Genomic DNA, 18,042 nt, shown 5'->3' with positions numbered 1-18,042 from the left:
AAAAATACGTCATTTTAAAATTGTATATTAATTTTATTTCATAAGTTTTTCCGATATTTCGCAAAACAGATTGTTTTTTGAAAACATTATCTCATCAATTTGTTTAACAAATCTCATTTCCATTAAAGAATTCGTTACAAAACAACAATCCATATCTTGCAAATTGTTTAGCTTAATTGACTTTTCAAGTATATTATAACCATTTGTCTCCAAAAATTCTATAAGTTTTTTGCGAAAAATTCCTGGCAACATACCATCGGTTACAGGTGGCGTGATGATTGTGTTTTCCTGAATAAAAAACAAATTTGTGTACGTTCCTTCTGTTACATTTCCGTCTTGATTTAGAAAAACCCCCTCATCAAACCCTTCTTTCAATAATTCTTTGTGCATATAATCATTCAGTAAGTAATTATTGGTTTTGTGATAAACAAGAGGATTATTTTTGTCTCTTAACTGATTGAGAACTTTTAATTTCAATCCTTGTGTGTACTTTAAATCCGAATAATCTGTGTTTCTAGTGTTAATGTATAAATCATAATCGCCATTATTATCCAACACCATTATCCTCAAACAATCTGCATTCAAATCAATATTTTGTATTTTTTCGTAGACATTGTCTCTTAAATCATCCGTATTTATTCCCAGAAAATTCATTGAATTTTCAAGTCTTTCAATATGATCTTCCAAATAAATTGGCTTGGAATCAACTACTTTTATCGTTTCAAAAAGTCCTTTACCGTATTTTATTCCATCGTTCATATCAAAGCCTCATATACTTTTTTTGATTTTTGAATTGTTTCATCATATTCGCTATTCATTTCAGAATCCCAAGTTATAGCACCACCACCTGAAAAATAACAGCGATCTTTTATTTTTAAAATCGTTCTGATTAAAATATTGAAATCGCAATTTTGATTAAATGAAATGTAGCCAACAGATCCTGTGTAAACATTTCTGTTGTGTTTTTCAACCTTGTCAATAGCTTCAATTGACGCAAGCTTTGGAGCACCCGTGATTGATCCTCCTGGAAAAATATTTTTGATTAAGCTAAACACATCTTCATCTTCTCTCAATTTACCAACAATTGTAGCTACTAAATGATGAACATTTTCATAAGTTTCCAACGAATAATTGCTAATAGCTTTTATAGTTTCAGCATCACAACTCATTCCCAAATCATTTCTCATCAAGTCCACTATCATCAATAATTCTGAAATATCTTTGTCACTATTTAGTAATTCTTTTTTCAATTTTTCATCTTCATCTTTATCATCAGATCTTCGAATGGTTCCCTTAATAGGTCTGGCTTGAACAAGTCCATTTTTGCAGTCGAAAAACCTCTCTGGAGATGAAGATAAAACGCAGTATTCCCCAAAGTCCATATAAGCCATAAAGTCTGCCTTGTTAACTTCGCGAAGTTTCTTGTAAATATCGAACTTATCTTTAGTCGTATCTACAATGAATTGTTGTGTCAAGTTAACTTCGTACACCTCACCATTTTCAATCATAGTTTTTATGTCATCAAAACTTTTCGCATATTCTTCTTTTGTTACAGTTTTTATAAGTTCAGATGTTTCATATTCCTTATCTACATAATCTGGTTTTACAAATGCAGCTTCAACATCTCTAATATCTGTATCATCGAAGTAATAAATCGTGTATTCTTGTGTATTATTGTCAAACTCTATTATTTTGAAGTAAATTCCAAAATAAGCATCGTATACTTCGGTATTTTTTTCAGAATTTAAAACTACATTACAATTAGAACTTGTAAAATCATAAGATAAAAGTCCAACCGCTCCACCAATAAATTGATTTTCATCTTCTTCAAAATAATCATCCATCAATATTTTGAGTTGATTAAGCGGATTATCACTAACTTTTTTGTTTACAAGACCACTGATTTCAACGTTGTTATCCTTTGATTTCAAAACAATTTCCGGATCAAAACCGATATATGATTTGTTACCTTGATTGTAACTTCCCTTTGCACTATCTAATAAAAAAGGTAAACTCTTGTCTTTAATGTTATATAAAATATCTAGAACGGTTACATCTGATTTGATTTTTTTAGAATGAATCATTTCTTACCTCCTTTAGGAAGTTCTCAATCATTTTCAAGCCAAAATCAGTTCCCACGCTTTCAGGATGAAATTGAACAGTTTCTATCTTATTTTTCGAATCTCTAAATCCCATAATTATTCCATCAGAAGTCTTTGATGTTATAACCATATCTTCATACATTCCATTTTCAAATTTGCTATCATCAACGATTAACGAATGGTAACGCATAACCTTTACAGGATTTGGAATATCAGTAAATATTCCTTTGCTGTCATGTTTAATCTCTGTCATTTTCCCATGCATTGGATGTGGCCCTTTTATAATGTCAAGCCCTATTGAGTAAGCCAATGCTTGATGACCTAAACAAATTCCAAGAATTGGATATTCCCCTTTTAATTTTTCAAATACCTCAAGAGAAATTTTGGATTCTTTTGGAGTTTTAGGTCCTGGAGAAATCACTATAATTTCCGGATTTAATTGTTTGATTTCTTCCAAATTTATCTCATCATTCTTTTTCACAATAACTTCTTCTTTCAAAATTCTCAAATAAGAAACAATGTTATATGTGAATGAATCGTAATTATCTATCATTAATATCATTTAATCACCCATTAAAAATATATAGGATTTTATGCTAAAAATCAAATAAAAAATGAGCTTATTGATTAATAAACTCATTTTCTAATCTTAAATAATATCTATTACATTTTTGTTTGCCGCTGTATTTGCCGGAGAATAAGTGAACACAATTCCTATGCCCAAAGATATTCCTAAAGATATCAAAACCGGCATCAGTTCTAGTTTGATTGGAAATGGCAAGAATTTGGATGCAATAAATGCAGCTATCATTCCAATAATGTATCCAATTATTCCACCAATAACAGTTACAATAATCCCTTCTAACATAAATTGATACAAAATTTCTTTTTTCTTTGCTCCAATTGCTCTTCTAATTCCTATTTCTTTGATTCTTTCAGCTACTGAAATGTACATCATATTCATCATCCCAATTCCTGCAATAAGAAGAGAAATAGCAGCTATTAAAGATATAAAAATAGTGACCGAACCTAACACATTACTAATACCTTCAATTTGTTGTGCAATATCAACGAAGTTATATGATCCTGCGGCTTTCATTGGACCATTTTTTTCAAGATATTCTTGGATTTCTTTTGCTTTGTCTTGAACTTTTGTACCATTTTTCAGAATAACATTAATCATAGATATTGAATTATTATTTTTAGGTTTACGAGATTCCAATGTCCCTTTTGGTATATCTACATCATTTCCAAAACTAAACAAATTTGTTGCAGCATTATTTTCTTTTATTCCAACGATAACATAATAATCATTTTTCACAAGAACTGTTTTGTCGAGCGGATCTTCATCTTCGAATATTTCATCAGCTAATTTTTGAGTTATAACGGCGACTTTCTGGTTTGTATCTCCGTCTAGTTTAGTAATAGCTCTTCCCTTTACTATTTTACTTTCAGTTTCTTCGACAGGTTTGGCAAATGCACTTTCAATTTTACCGTTATTTTTTTGCATAGAAACATTTACCATATCATTTTGAAATTTTTCTGGATCAGATTCAACTTTTAAGACATCTGTAATCTGTGAAATATCTCGAATATTTTTCTCTGTGAAGACGGATGTATTGCTTCCCACTGAATTTGTTGGATTTTCAGGCTGGAAGAAAAACGCAACGCTAAGTTCCTTGCCTTCTCCACCCATTAAACTATCAACAACGTAATCTTGGAAACCTCTACCAATTGCGATAATAGTTATTACTGCTGCAATCCCTATAATAATTCCAAGCATAGTAAGTAAAGATCGCTTTTTATTTTTGATGATATCTTTGAAGGCAGTATTTAATAAAATATTAAACTTCATAACTATCCCTCTCTTTTAAAACACCATCTAACATAAAATATTTTCGGTTGCAATTATGTGTAATATTTTTATCGTGAGTAACCATTATTATCGTGATTTTGAGTTTTTGATTCAATTCATTAAAAAGCGCCATTATTTCCTTGCTGGTTTCTGAATCAAGCGCACCTGTTGGCTCATCTGCTATAATAAATTTCGGATTGTGAACAATGGCACGTGCTATAGCTGCTCTTTGTTGTTGTCCACCTGAAAGCTGTTTCGGTCTTTTGTCTGCTTGATTTTTAATTCCTACCAAATCCAAAGCCTCCAATGCTTTTTCTCTTGCGTATTTATAGGATTTACCTTGATACAATAAAGGTAGTTCTACATTTTCAGCTATGGTGTAATTTTGGATAAGTTGAAATTGTTGGAAGATAAATCCCACGGATTTATTGCGAAGATCGGACAATTTATTATCTGTAAATTTGCCTACCTCAACATTTTCAAACTTATATATTCCTGTAAATTTTTTATCCAAAAAACCAAGGATATTTATCAACGTAGACTTTCCAGAACCTGACTCACCCATTATTGCGACAAAATCACCACTATTAATGTTCAAGCTAACATTTTTTAGAACGTGAAGTTTGTTTTCACCTGAATTGTAAAACTTATTGATTTTAATTAAATCTATCATAACTAATCTTCAACCTTTATTTCTTGATTATCTTTCAAATCTTTTACTTTAGAAATAATTTTGTCACCAGATTTCAATCCAGAAATCACAGTATAAGAATTAGTATTTTTTTCTAGTTGAACTTCTTTTTTCACAGCTTTTGAATCCTTGTATTCAAACACATAGTATTTAGAATCTTCTTCTTTTACCATGTCTTTTGCAAGTTCAATCTTATCTGATTTTTTTCTTACTTGAACGTTGAATCCAATGTGTATAGGTTTTTGTGTTTTTATTTTAAATACAAAATTTGAAGAATTACTTCCAGATTGTTCTGTCATGTTTTGCATTTGATTAGCTTCAAATGATCCAGCTTGACTTTCTGGAATATTAGAAATCTCTACTACAGTTCCTTTTGTTTTTTCGTCCCCGTTAATAGGAATTACTTCAACCTCATCATTTTCTTTTAATTTATTGTAGTCGTATTCAGAAATATTTCCTTCAATAATATTTTCATCGCTAGTAACTTCAACCAATGCTCCTTGACTCATTGGATTATCGATGTTTTTTTCATTAACTTTACAAACTCCAGATATAGTTGCATTAATTGTTTTTCTGGAACTTTCTTTTAAATCATTAAGTTGTTTCTTCTGCAACTCTACTTGGTCAAGTGCTTGTTTGTAAGCTCTATTTGATTGGTTAAGTGTCGGCTCCATTTGATCAATTTGCATTTCCAATTCTGGAGAAAAAGTTTCGTTGTATTTTTCTACTAATTTATTGTAGGATTTGTATGCGCTATTTCTATCTTCCAGTGCATAATTTGCTTGACTTTTTGCTTGTTCTAATTGCAATTGCATCTGATCAATTTGTTTTTCAACTTCCTTGTTCACAAAAGTAATCAGTGAATCTCCTTTTTTAACAGATTGACCAGTTTTTACATGAACTTTTTCAACCTCACCATAAGCTTGATTGTTGTAAACTTGTTGTGCATCGCCAGTTTTTGATATTGCACTGAACACCAAATCACTTCCTGCAGATACCGTATACAAGCTATACTTGGTTTCGTTTTTCTTATTAGCTTTAACTAATTTAAAGACCAATCCTCCAACACAGGCTAAAGCAATTATGGCTAAAATAATTGCAAACTTTTTATTATTTTTCATACGACCTCCTAATTGTATCTCTGTAATACTATTATAATACAGCATAACTAATTAGTCAACATATTCAAAATTTCATTGTAGAATTTAATAAATCTCTCTAAAGATTCAATATCTAATCTTTCTTTTGTTGTGTGTACATCGTACATTGTAGGTCCAATTGAAATGCAGTCAATTTTTTTATATTTTTCTGCAAACACTCCACATTCAAGTCCAGCATGGATTACTTTAACATCTACTTCTTTGTAGTTTACTTTTGAGAAAGCTTTCTTTGCAACTTCCATCAACTCTGATTTTTCATTGAATTCCCAAGTAGGATAATAATTGTAATCGAAGGCAGTTGCATTGTGTTTGTTCGCTTTTGAAACTATATCTTCTCGTAGCGCTACTAATTTGTCATGATTTGAAGATCGCGTAGATAATATGATTTCGAATTTATCGTCCAAAGAATTTACAATCGCCAAGTTACAAGATGTTTCGACTGTTTCATCAAGTCCTTCAATGTAAGAAATCACACCAGAGTTTAATTCTCCAATTAAATTAGATAAATTTTCTGTTGTCTTTTTATCTAAGCATTTTTGGGAACTTACATCTTCAATTAAAAGCCTCAAATCCTTATCAAAATCTTCCAAATCAACCTTAGATATAAATTCTTCTGATTTTTTGTTAAGTGAGTCAATGGATTCATCTGTAGATACGATTATTTCTGCATTTGTAGGAATAGCGTTGTCCTTTGATCCAGCTTTGAAATCACAGATATAATAATCATCTAATGATTTCAAGAATTTAAACACAACCTTGATTGCATTTTTGTGGTTCTTATCAATTTCCATTCCAGAGTGTCCGCCTTTAAGTCCTTTTACAGAAATTTTGTAAAAATTGGACAAGCCTTCCGAACCGTAATTTTTGTTTATTTCAACATTGACATTTTCCCCACCACTGCTACCTACTATCAATTCATTTTCATCTTCTGAATCTATGTTAATGAAATATTTTCCAGACAAATCAAAATCGAAATTCATCGCACCACTCATATCGACTTCTTCACTTGTAGTCACCACAGCCTCTATTTGAGGAAGTTTGTAATTGGATGTCAAAGTAGCCATGGCTATGGCAAGTCCAATTCCATTGTCTGCCCCAAGACTTGTCTTGTCAGCAAACATGAAACCATCTTTTTCCATGATTTTTATTCCATCGTTAAAATCATAATCTTCATCAGAAACACAAACCATATCCATGTGTGCTTGTAGAATTATTCCTGGTTTGTCTTCAAAACTTTTGTCTGATTCTCTTTTAATGTAGATATTGTTGAACTTATCCCTTTTGCACTCTAAATTGTTATTATTAGCAAAGTTTTCCAAATAATCCGAGATTTTTTCTTCATGCTTTGAGCATCTATTTATTTTAGAGAAATCTTTAAAATAATTTAATACAGTATTCTTATCCACTACGCACCTATAATCTCTTCAACTACTTTATTAACAGTCTTACCGTCAGTGAATTTTCCGTATTCTCCCATGACGTATTTCATTATTTGTCCTCTCGACTTATTTGATTTTTTAAGTGAGTTTTCTTCCATGAATTTTTCTATGATTTCTTTTAATTTGTCTTCAGATAACTGTTCTGGAAGATATGATTTAATAATTTCTATTTTTTGTTTTGTTTCTTCAATCGCTTCAACTCTATCTTGTGGAGTTTGTTCCAATGTATCCATTGTTTGCTTCAATTCTTTTTTAACAAAGGCTAATTGTTCTTCGTCTGTTAAATCTCTTTTCTTTTCTTTTTGTTCCAATAAAATGTTGCTCATAATCAAAGAAATAACTCCCGATTTAACTTTATCCTTGTTCTTCATAGCTAACATTTTGTCTTTTCTTAATTTTTCAATTGTACTCATAATTTCACTCCTAACCAAAAATAAATGTAAAATAATAATTCATTCTGAACATATATATAGACCAATATGCACATATTAGCCCTATAAAACTACCTATTACGACATCTGTAAACCAATGTACCCCCAAAATAATCCTGGAAATGGCAATCATAAACGCAAACACAATGGCAATCAACATCGTCACGAAGAAAAATTTATATCCATAACTTAGCACATAAGCAATCGTCAAATAAAAGCTCATACTAACACATGAATGTCCACTTGGAAAAGAATATCCCATATAATTGATACCGGTTGTAACTTTTGGTCTTTTTCTTCTAAATATAAATTTTAAAGTGTGAACCGCTATAACACTTAGCATAACGCTCATAATTATAGCTGATGCTGATACATAGTTATGCTGACTTACAGTGAAAAAAACTATTGGAATACTTATAATCATAAGTGTTTCTACATTTCCAAACTTCGTAATTTTTGCCATAATCGCAATAAGGGAATTATGTCCCATTTTAGTAAAATGTTCCTTTAATCTTCTATCCAAATTTGTTTCATTGTCTTTTAATACAACAAATCCAAGAAAAAAAGTAATCGATAACAAAACAATGCTACTTATTATTACAAACCAATCGTATTTATTCATTTTTAATCCTTCCTTTAATACTTCATATTAAATTTTATACCAACCAAGTTCAAATGTATAGTAGGAAACTTCCAATAAAAAATGAACCATAAAAATAAATTTATAGTTCATCAAGATTTTTATTTGATTTTATTATATATTTTTCTGCCACAAAAATCGTAGCTAGATAACACACATATCCCACTAACATTCCAAAAAACACATCAGTTGGCCAATGCACTCCCACAACCAACCTACTAAAAGCAATTACAAATGGAATTATTCTTAAATAAATGAATTTGTAATTTTTCAAACTGCATAACAAATAACTCAAAGTAAAATAAAAGCTTGTACTTACCAAACTATGACCGCTAACATAGCTGTAACCACCTTGTTCTATTTTAAAAAACTCTAACGGTCTTACTCTCACAAAACTATATTTGTACACATTCATAACTATAAGACCAATTAAACAAGAAATTAATGTTATTGAGAAAAATGAATTCTTGCCAATACGTTTTGAATAATATAAACTAAGAGCTAATATCAAAAAATACGTGCTGAAATTTCCAAGTATTGTGAATGATTTGAAAATATAAAAAGTAAAATTATCTGTAAGATTTTGTGCAAAATTCATTATTTTAGGTTCAAATGAAAGACCCGATTGTTTTCTAATGAAAATCCCAAAAATCAACGAAGCTACAATTATTGCTGCTGATAAATATATTTTTTTCTCGTTTATTACTTTTCCAATCATAATCCTTTACCAAACTCACAATTTGGGAAGTGACACTCAGCACATTGCATACAAAATCCACCATAACCCAAACTATTTATCATATCTTTTGTAACTTTAATATTTGCAAAAATATAAGGCAAGATTATATCAAAAACTGTAGATTTGTTGAACATTACACAACCTGGAAGTCCCATAATTACAGTATTGTTTTTGTAAGCTAGCATAAACATCGCCCCTGGAAGTACAGGTGAACCGTAAGTTATCACTTCTGCCTTGGAATCTTTTATAGCTTTTGGTGTCATATCATCTGGATCGACGCTCATTCCACCAGAAACCAAAATAATATCTGATTTGTTTTCTAGTGCCTTATTGATTTCTCGTGTAATATTTTCGCTATTATCATCGACAATTACATGATTTATTACTTCACAATTGTAATTTCTCATTTTTTCTTTTAACACAGGCCCAAATTGATCTTTGATAAGACCTTTGTACACTTCAAATCCCGTTGTAATGATGGAACATTTTTTCGTCATATCAAATGGAATGATTTCTAAAATAGGAACACCATTCATTATTTTCTTCGCTTCATCCATTACTTTTTCTTTTGTGAAAAGCGGGATAATTCTCATTCCAGCAATTTTTTGTCCTTTTTTGACAGGTTGATTGCCAAGAACAGTTGCAATGGATATGTCATCAATTGAATTCAACCTAAATAATGTATCTCTGTCGACTTTCAAAAATCCATCCACATCGGAAATTATTTCTATCTTGCCTTCTTTTATATCAGATGAGTGCATGTGTTCGTTGATGCAGATGTCTTTTAAAATAATTGCACAATCATTTTCGTGCAAATCATCATCTTCTAATTCCATAACGTATATATGTTCCTTGCCCATACTTAGAAGAACAGGAATATCTTCTTCTGTAATAACGTGACCTTTTTTAAAAGCTCTTTCCTTAACCACGTCCTTTACAATTCTAGTCATATCGTGCGGTAAAATGCGACCTACCGCATCTTCAGTTCTAACTACTTTCATTTTAAAACCCCTCTTAATTGATATTCCTATTTTATCACGAAACCATTATTTTTTAAAACACACAACGAAAAAACTGGAGTTTCCCCCAGTTTATTCTTCTTCACTTACCAAATTATAGTAGACGTTACTTGTTATTTTAAATATTACGAAATACACTACAATTATTATAGCTACTGATATCGCAAACGGAATAGCAAATTCAGATATATTTCTTATTCCAAAAATTCCGCACAATTGATACAACATTTTTGATGCAACTGCAGAATGAATCACTGCCACAAAAAGCGGTAAGAAGAACATCCAATATATTTGTTGCGATGATGTCTTTTTAATCATTTTGTTTGACAGTCCGACTTTCTTCATCGTTTGAATGTTTTTTCTATCTTCAATTCCTTCTGACAAATGTTTGTAATATGCAATGATCGAAGTTCCTACTAATAAGATAAAGCTGATTATAAAACCAATGTACAAAAACGCCCCAAACATACTGTACACTCCAGTTTTTGTTTCTTGTCTAGATACAAATTGAAGAGAACTGTCTTTAGAGATAAATTCTTTTCCATCTAGTTTTTTGTCTGAATCCAAAAAGTAAGTTACATTTACTTCTAGAGGTTTGTATCCTGTATCATTTTCCATTGGCATTTTGAAATCATTGCAAAATCTTACCAAATCCTCATCAGTTTTCACTACGACGTAGAACATATCCACTGCGATATTTCTTCCTTCAAGCTCATCTATTTTTTTGAATTTATAATCAGCACTTCCCAATGTTATGTTATCTGATGTTATATATTTCATGTAATTTGAATTTAATAAAATTTCTCCGTTGTTTAGAGTGTATTTCTTGTTAAATTTATCATTGAATGAATCCAAAGTTTGAATCATAATATAGACAGTTTTGGTATTATTCATTCCCACTTTAGAAAATTTGTTGCCATCAAGGTTTGCAAACATCATCGTACTAACTTGATAATAATCATTTTTAGTATTTGTTTTTTCTGTTACTAAATTTTTCAATCTAGTTTTTTCTTTTTCGATATCTTTAGAAAAATCCTTATCTGGTGTAATCGTTCCTGTCAATTTATAATCTCTGTTCACAGTTGAATCGACAACTTTTTCTGCACTGTTGTAGATCGCCATTGTAGTAGACAATGATACTACAACTCCTGTGCACAAAATTGCAATACTAGCTAATCCGACTGCATTTGATTTCATTCTGTAAAGCATTCCAGAAACTGTAATAAAATTTTTCGATTTATAGAAGAAATTCTTGTTTTTCTTCATCAATTTTAGTACAAAAATTGTTATTGCAACAAAGCCACAGTACGTTCCAAACAATACAAGTAAACTTGCCACGAAAAACATCAACAAGCTTTCAAAGCTTCCTTCAATTGTCAACGCGATGTAATAACCAATTGCTGTTAGAATTATTGCTAGAATGAAAAATACTACTTTGACTTTTGGTTCAGATTCCGATTTTTGTCCCTTTGCAAATAAATCCCTGGTTGTAGCTGATTTTATATTTAATATATCGAAGATAAATGTTAACACACTAATTACAAGATTAAATAGCAGTGATAATATAACTGCTTTGGTTGAAATTCCAAACTGCATTATGCTGAAATTTTCTTGCATCAATTTTCCAACGGCTAAGAACAATACTTTTCCCAATGTAATCCCAAAAACAATTGTTAGGATTGAAATAATCACAAAAAATATCGACTTTTCTTTTAGCAAAATTCTATTGATATGCCTGTTCTCCAATCCGAAAACACGATACAATCCAAATTCTTTGAATCTTCTTTTTACCAAAAACCTATTCGCATACATAATTATCGCGAATGTAAATATCGCAATAATAATTGATCCGAAAACTATTATCGTCCCAAATTGGTCTTTTTGCATAACGTATTTATTATCTAATAGAGATATCATAATAAATAAAATCGCCACCATAATACTTGTTGACAAGATATATGGAATATTTACGATTTTGTTTGCTTTTAAGTTTTTGAGAGCAAATTTTGTAGATAATTTAGAATTCATTATCTACACCTCTATTGTTAATAACTGTCAAGGATTCATTTATTCTCTCCATAAATTCATTGTTGTTGCTATTCCCCTTGTATATTTCATGGAACACGACACCATCTTTTATGAATATTACCCTATCTGAAAACGAGGCTGCCTTCACAGAATGAGTAACCATAAGTATAGTTTGTCCTAATTTATTGATTTTTGTAAATAAATCAAGTATCATTTCAGATGATTTTGAATCCAATGCCCCTGTAGGCTCATCTGCCAATATCAAATCTGGTTTTGTAATCAAAGCTCTTGCAATAGCAATTCTTTGTTTTTGTCCACCACTAACTTCATAAGGATATTTGCCCACAAAAGATTCAATTCCTAACAAACCTTGAATTTCAGACAATCTTTGCTCCATTTCTTTTGGCTTATAATCTGAAAGCACCATCGGCAAAAATATATTGTCTTTGTTTGAGAAAATATCCAATAAATTAAAATCTTGAAATACAAATCCCAGCTTTTCTCTTCTGAACTTTGCAACTTCCGATTCTTTTAAAGTGGATATATCTTTGCCATTTAACACAACCTTTCCATTAGTTTGCTTATCTAATGTCGATATTACATTAAGTAAAGTTGTTTTACCTGAGCCTGATTCTCCCATTATCGCTATAAATTCATTCTTTTCTACAGAAAAATTCACATCTTTTAATGCTACTGTTTCAACATTTTTCGTTTTGTATACTTTTCTTACGTTGTTTAATTCTAAAATATTCATAACACCCTCCATAACTATATGTTAAAAGAATTTAGAAAAAGTAGCATTTATCTAAACTAACAAAAATCACTCAATCTTACAAAATTGTAAGATTAGTTATTCACAATAATATAAAATTTACTGCCTTGACCTACAACAGAGTCGACTTTCAATCTAATATCTAGTTTATCTGCGATAGATTTCGCCAAATACAATCCCAAGCCACTTGATTTTTGTTTTAATCTTCCATTAAATCCCGAATATCCTTTATCAAAAATTCTATTGATATCTTCCTTTGGAATCCCTATTCCCTTGTCTTCTATTAAAATCACGACAGCATTATCTTTTTTGAATGAATCTAAGATAATCTGTGAATTTTCAGAATATTTAATCGCATTAGAGAGGATTTGTTCCAATAAAACACTTAACCATTTGCTATCTGTAATGCATTTTATGTCGTGTTTTCTAAAATCCAAGCTAATATGTGAGTTTATGAACAAAAGTGAGTATTTTTTGACTAAAATATTCAGTAAATTATCCACATCGACAACGCTTATATCCATGTCTTTTTCGTGCAAATTTAACTTCAAATAATTGATAGCCATATTCGTGTAATTGTCGATTGATTTTAGTTGCATCTTCATTTCTTTATTATCATCTGTCAGAATTTCCAAGCAAGTTATCGGTGTTTTAATCTGATGTACCCACATAGAAAAATATTCTTGGATATCTTTTTGCCAAGAAATATACTGATTTCTAATATTTTCAATTTGCATTTCCAAATCTTCTATTTTCTCATCTTTTGACAATTCCTTTTGAAAATCTAAGTATTTAATCATCAAATAAATTAGAAATACTATCAAACAGATTTCAAAACCTTGTAAAAACACTTTTAGGTCTACATTGTTCAAATAAATAACCATAAAATAAATAGCATTTATTGACACAAAAAACAAAATAGAATTGAGATTTTTCTTCAAAAAACATATTAATTTATCCATTTTAATTTCTTCCATCATTTAAATAGTATCCTGAATATTTCTTAGTCAACAAGAAATCGTCCAAGCCAAGTTTGTTTAATTTTTTTCTTATTCTATTGATATTCACAGCTAAAGTATTATCATCTATGAAAAAATCATTTTGCCAGCATTTATCCATCAATTTTTCCCTAGTGACTATTTCACCTTTAGCTTCAAATAGCGATTTTAAAATTAGCATTTCTGTTTTTGTGAGATTAATTTCATTGTCATTGAATTCTAATCTGAATTCATTCACGAAAAGCATGACATCATTAAACTCCAAAACGCTTTTGATGATGTTGTTTCCGTAATATCTTTTCATTACGGCGTTGATTTTTACCATAAGTACATCAAAATTAAATGGCTTTGTAATATAATCGTCAGCTCCCATCTGCATTCCCATTATTATATCCAAATCCTCTGATTTTGAAGATATGAAAATTATTGGAATATCAGTTGTTTTTCGTATTTTTTCGCACCAAAAATATCCGTTAAAACTAGGAAGTATAATATCCATCAATATTATATCTGGCTTTATATTCTTGACATCCTCCATAATATCTATTCCAGAATTTGTGAACACTTCGTATTCCCAATTTTCTAAATATTTTTTAAGTGAATTTAAAATTATTTTATCGTCTTCTATAATTAAAACCTTCATACTAAAATTATACATAAACTTGCGAAAAAATGATACGAAAGCTATTTTTCAATAAAAAAATTAGTGAACTAATAAAAGTCCACTAATTATACTTACTAATCGTTCATTATTCCCAATCTATCAAATACATAGAATAGTAAGCTCAATACTACTGCAACAACTGATGCTAGAACCATTCCTGATAATGATACTCCCAAGAAGTTTATTTTCAATCCTGAAAGTCCAGTTACAAATATTACAGAAGTTAATATTAAGTTTTTGGATTGTGAGTAATCTACTTTTTGGTCTACTAATAATCTGATACCACTTGTTCCAATCATACCGTAAAGCAAGAATGTTACTCCACCTATTACATTTCCTGGTATCGATGATATTAATGCTGATAATGGTCCAATGAATGCCATTAAAATTGATATACAAGCTGCTCCTGCAATTACATATACCGAATAAACTTTTGTAATCGCCATTACGCCAATATTTTCACCGTAAGTTGTTGTAGGAACTCCGCCTATAAATCCAGATAATGCAGTTGAAAAGTTGTCTGCAAAAATCGATCTATGAAGGCCGGGTTCTTTTAATAGATCTCTTCCTATGATATTACTTGTAACTACTTGGTGTGAAATGTGTTCACTTGTTATTACCAAAATTACAGGCAACATTGTGATTATAGATTTTAGGTCAAATATTGGAAGTTGAAATTTAGGTAATGTAAATAATGATGCTTGCATAACTGGTGTAAAATCGACCATCTTTAAAGCAACACTTACAATATATCCTGTTATAATTGCAATTAAAATTGGTATTGTAGCTAAGAATTTTTTGAATAAAACAGAACCTAAGATTGCTACTGACAATGTGACCAAGAAAACTATAACATCGTTTGTAGTTCTTGTATCCGTCATAATATTTGCACCGATCTTACCACCAGAAACAGTTGCTTGTGCGAGTTCAAATCCTATCAAACTTACAACACTTCCCATAGCAGCAGGTGGCAAAACAACATCAATCCAATCCGTTCCAAATTTATAAATTATGTATGCTAAAATACATCCAATAAGTCCTATTGCAACGAAAGCTCCCTGTGCATAACGAAATCCCGATTGTCCAATTATTATGGTTGCAGGTCCTAAGAAGGCAAAACTACTCCCCAAATACGCCGGTGCTTTTCTTTTTGTTATCAAAATAAATAACAGTGTACCTATACCATTCATCAATAAAACAATACTAGGATTAATCCCCAAAACTATAGGCACCAATACACTCGCTCCAAACATAGCGAAAGTATGTTGAATACTTAGAGGTATTAGCATCTTTGGAGATACTTTTTCGTCTACTCCAATAATTCTTTTCATAAAACACTCCTTTGATTTTTTATCCTATATATTCTACATTGAAGTCAAATATATTTCAAGTGGTTTGACTTGTATATCTTCTAGCTGATATAATAAAAAGCGTTATTTGAAAGGAAATTATTATGGAAAACAACGGAAATTATTTAAGAACAAAATTACTAGACAATGGTATTAAACCTACATATCAAAGAATTGTAATTTTAGATTATTTGGAAAATCATCATATTCATCCAACTGTAGATGATATTTACAGAAATTTAGCTCCTAAATTGACTACATTATCTAGAACAACTATCTATAATACAGTAAAAGTTTTCGTGAAAGCTGGTATTGTATCTGAACTTAACATCGATAACTCAGAGCTAAGATACGACATAACGACTGAAACTCATGGACATTTTAAATGTGATAAATGTGGCAAGATTTACAATTTTAATACGGAAAACACAGTTGAAAGTTCCGATTTGAAAGGATTCAAAATCAATTCTACAAATATTTTGATTAACGGAATATGCAAGGATTGCTTGGAAAAAGAAAATGAATAGTGAATTTTACAAGATTGAGCCTAGAGATGATTTGTACATCAAGTTATTATTTATTTCTAAAACAGAACTTAAAATGAATGAAGAAGTGAAAAGAGGAATACTTCCTTTTTATCAAATGTACTATTGCCTTAAAGGAAATGGAACTTTTATTGTAAATGACAAAAAGATAGAAATTCTTCCTTTTGATGTATTAATAGTAAATCAAGGTTCCAGAATTACAGAAATTTCTAAATCAGAAAGTTTTGAGTTCTATACACTAGCTATTTCTGAAGTATCTTTCGATACAGAACAAAAAGATAAAGCAGTTCTTAGTATCAAACACAATCACATCAACGACCGTGATATGGTAATTTTGTACTATATCAACAAAATATTGGAAGAAGCCAAGTACAAGAGATTTAGATATCAAAGAGTGTGCTCTTGTTTGATTAGTATTTTGATTACAGAAATTCAAAGACGTGGCGATTTAAAATTCACAATGGATGATCCTGCACAAGATTCATTTACTAAACATGTCGAAGATTATATTTATGAAAATTTCAATCAAGAAATCACACTAGATTCTATTTCAGAAAAATTTATGGTCTCTAAGTCACATTTAATACACGAATTCAAAAATCATTACGGTAAAACTCCAATGCAATTTTTGCTAAACAGAAGAATGGAATCTGCAATGTTGTTATTAAAAACATCAAACAAGCCAATCAACGATATAGCAAAACTCTGTGGATTCAATTCCCAATCTTATTTCGATCAGGCATTTCGTAGAGTGGTGAAAGTTACACCTAACGATTATAGAAACAAATACAAAACAAAAATCAAAAAAATCAAAAAATAGACTTTGTTTAACACATGTTACAAACAAAGTCTTTTTTAATTAATCAAACACTTTTGATTTCACAAAAACAAGTTTATTTGTATCACTGTAATCTTCAGAAAAATTATATCCATCACAAGAGAACTTCTTCAATTGTTCAATATCTTCAACATTATTTCTTGCCATATAATTTACCATTCTACCTCTAAGAATTTTAGATGGAGTTGCTTTTGTCTTTAATTTAATATCTCCTTCTACAAATACTTCTTCTTTAAAATCAATCTTAACAGGTGTTTTATCTAAGTATTTGTAAATATTCTGTCCATACTCTTTTGATGCCAAATCGATTATTTCCTCACCTTTAAAGTGATTTCTTATTTCATCTTCCCAAAATTCATACAGATTAATTAATTTGTCTTCAAAATCCAATCTATATTTTGATATTTCATCTAATGGTCTTAGTATTCCGTAAAGTCCCGATAATATTCTGAGATGTTCTTCCAGATATCCTAATTGATTTTCATCCAATGAGTTGACATCCATGTATTGATATTGTATTCCGTCAAAGCTTAATATCGCACAACCTTTTGGTGCCTCATCGAAATATTGATAAAGGTTGTAACTTTCCTCTGCTATTTTGTCGGAACATTTCCACAATTTTTTGAGTTCTTCGATGGATTTTTCTTTTATAATCGAAACTAGCTCATTTTTCTTGCTTTCATATAGACAATCACAATTTTTGTTTTTAATTTTTCTAATTTTAAATGTTTTTGCGGGTGAAATTATAATCTTCATACTGTCCTCTACATAT

19 protein-coding genes are annotated in these 18,042 nt (G+C 30.2%); 2 read left to right on the top strand and 17 right to left on the bottom strand.

Annotated elements, in window-relative coordinates; all coding sequences use genetic code 11:
- Positions 1-33 precede the first annotated feature (33 nt).
- The 16 genes from DES33_RS02980 to uraA all read right to left on the bottom strand — a co-directional run bounded on the left by DES33_RS02980 (position 34) and on the right by uraA (position 15,869).
- The gene (locus DES33_RS02980; protein ID WP_110058039.1) at positions 34-759 is read right to left on the bottom strand and encodes an aminotransferase class IV; all 726 of its coding nucleotides are present in this window, start codon (positions 757-759) and stop codon (positions 34-36) included.
- A complete protein-coding gene (locus DES33_RS02975) occupies positions 756-2,084 on the bottom strand; it encodes an anthranilate synthase component I family protein (protein ID WP_110058038.1) in 1,329 nt (442 codons plus the stop codon). Before DES33_RS02975 ends, DES33_RS02980 begins: the two co-directional genes overlap by 4 nt.
- Positions 2,071-2,664, bottom strand: coding sequence for an anthranilate synthase component II (locus DES33_RS02970; RefSeq protein WP_110058037.1), 594 nt, complete (start codon positions 2,662-2,664; stop codon positions 2,071-2,073). The genes DES33_RS02975 and DES33_RS02970 overlap by 14 nt, the downstream gene beginning before the upstream one ends.
- 87 nt (positions 2,665-2,751) lie before the next feature.
- On the bottom strand, positions 2,752-3,957 hold the full coding sequence (locus tag DES33_RS02965; protein WP_110058036.1) for an ABC transporter permease: 1,206 nt from the start codon (positions 3,955-3,957) through the stop codon (positions 2,752-2,754).
- Positions 3,947-4,630 (bottom strand): ABC transporter ATP-binding protein, encoded by a 684-nt coding sequence (locus DES33_RS02960; protein ID WP_094207321.1) that lies wholly within the window; start codon positions 4,628-4,630, stop codon positions 3,947-3,949. The genes DES33_RS02965 and DES33_RS02960 overlap by 11 nt, the downstream gene beginning before the upstream one ends.
- A 2-nt stretch (positions 4,631-4,632) precedes the next feature.
- Positions 4,633-5,769 carry an efflux RND transporter periplasmic adaptor subunit gene (locus tag DES33_RS02955; protein WP_110058035.1) on the bottom strand — a complete coding sequence of 379 codons (1,137 nt, stop codon included), beginning with the start codon at positions 5,767-5,769 and terminating at the stop codon, positions 4,633-4,635.
- Between the two features lie 47 nt (positions 5,770-5,816).
- Positions 5,817-7,214: a beta-Ala-His dipeptidase gene (pepD, locus tag DES33_RS02950; RefSeq protein WP_110058034.1), complete on the bottom strand. Its 1,398-nt coding sequence runs from the start codon at positions 7,212-7,214 to the stop codon at positions 5,817-5,819.
- Entirely contained in the window at positions 7,214-7,660 is a 447-nt protein-coding gene (locus DES33_RS02945; protein WP_110058033.1) for a GatB/YqeY domain-containing protein, read from the bottom strand. The genes pepD and DES33_RS02945 overlap by 1 nt, the downstream gene beginning before the upstream one ends.
- 10 nt (positions 7,661-7,670) lie before the next feature.
- A complete protein-coding gene (locus tag DES33_RS02940) occupies positions 7,671-8,300 on the bottom strand; it encodes a phosphatase PAP2 family protein (protein ID WP_110058032.1) in 630 nt (209 codons plus the stop codon).
- 100 nt (positions 8,301-8,400) lie between these two features.
- Positions 8,401-9,036, bottom strand: coding sequence for a phosphatase PAP2 family protein (locus DES33_RS02935; protein WP_110058031.1), 636 nt, complete (start codon positions 9,034-9,036; stop codon positions 8,401-8,403).
- On the bottom strand, positions 9,033-10,058 hold the full coding sequence (locus tag DES33_RS02930; protein ID WP_110058030.1) for a molybdopterin-binding protein: 1,026 nt from the start codon (positions 10,056-10,058) through the stop codon (positions 9,033-9,035). Before DES33_RS02930 ends, DES33_RS02935 begins: the two co-directional genes overlap by 4 nt.
- 90 nt (positions 10,059-10,148) lie before the next feature.
- Positions 10,149-12,104, bottom strand: a complete 1,956-nt coding sequence (locus DES33_RS02925) for an FtsX-like permease family protein (protein WP_110058029.1) — start codon at positions 12,102-12,104, stop codon at positions 10,149-10,151.
- Positions 12,094-12,858: an ABC transporter ATP-binding protein gene (locus tag DES33_RS02920; protein ID WP_110058028.1), complete on the bottom strand. Its 765-nt coding sequence runs from the start codon at positions 12,856-12,858 to the stop codon at positions 12,094-12,096. The genes DES33_RS02925 and DES33_RS02920 overlap by 11 nt, the downstream gene beginning before the upstream one ends.
- A gap of 92 nt (positions 12,859-12,950) precedes the next feature.
- Positions 12,951-13,838 (bottom strand): sensor histidine kinase, encoded by an 888-nt coding sequence (locus DES33_RS02915; RefSeq protein ID WP_227930637.1) that lies wholly within the window; start codon positions 13,836-13,838, stop codon positions 12,951-12,953.
- 1 nt (position 13,839) lies between these two features.
- On the bottom strand, positions 13,840-14,517 hold the full coding sequence (locus DES33_RS02910; protein ID WP_241684750.1) for a response regulator transcription factor: 678 nt from the start codon (positions 14,515-14,517) through the stop codon (positions 13,840-13,842).
- 95 nt (positions 14,518-14,612) lie between these two features.
- The gene (gene uraA, locus DES33_RS02905) at positions 14,613-15,869 is read right to left on the bottom strand and encodes a uracil permease (RefSeq protein ID WP_110058025.1); all 1,257 of its coding nucleotides are present in this window, start codon (positions 15,867-15,869) and stop codon (positions 14,613-14,615) included.
- 122 nt (positions 15,870-15,991) lie between these two features.
- Between uraA and DES33_RS02900 the strand changes: the two genes are divergently transcribed.
- Both DES33_RS02900 and DES33_RS02895 read left to right on the top strand, forming a co-directional pair.
- Complete coding sequence (locus tag DES33_RS02900; RefSeq protein ID WP_094207331.1) at positions 15,992-16,414, top strand: Fur family transcriptional regulator; 423 nt, start codon at positions 15,992-15,994, stop codon at positions 16,412-16,414.
- Positions 16,407-17,252: an AraC family transcriptional regulator gene (locus DES33_RS02895; protein ID WP_094207332.1), complete on the top strand. Its 846-nt coding sequence runs from the start codon at positions 16,407-16,409 to the stop codon at positions 17,250-17,252. Before DES33_RS02900 ends, DES33_RS02895 begins: the two co-directional genes overlap by 8 nt.
- A 39-nt stretch (positions 17,253-17,291) precedes the next feature.
- Here the strand turns inward: DES33_RS02895 and yaaA are convergent, their stop codons facing one another.
- The gene (gene yaaA / locus DES33_RS02890; protein WP_110058024.1) at positions 17,292-18,026 is read right to left on the bottom strand and encodes a peroxide stress protein YaaA; all 735 of its coding nucleotides are present in this window, start codon (positions 18,024-18,026) and stop codon (positions 17,292-17,294) included.
- Positions 18,027-18,042: the final 16 nt, after the last annotated feature.

It is taken from the genome of Finegoldia magna (genome assembly GCF_003182075.1).
Taxonomy (GTDB): domain Bacteria; phylum Bacillota; class Clostridia; order Tissierellales; family Peptoniphilaceae; genus Finegoldia; species Finegoldia magna.
Note: the sequence above shows the minus strand (reverse complement) of the source record. Positions and strands in the feature narration are given on the sequence as shown.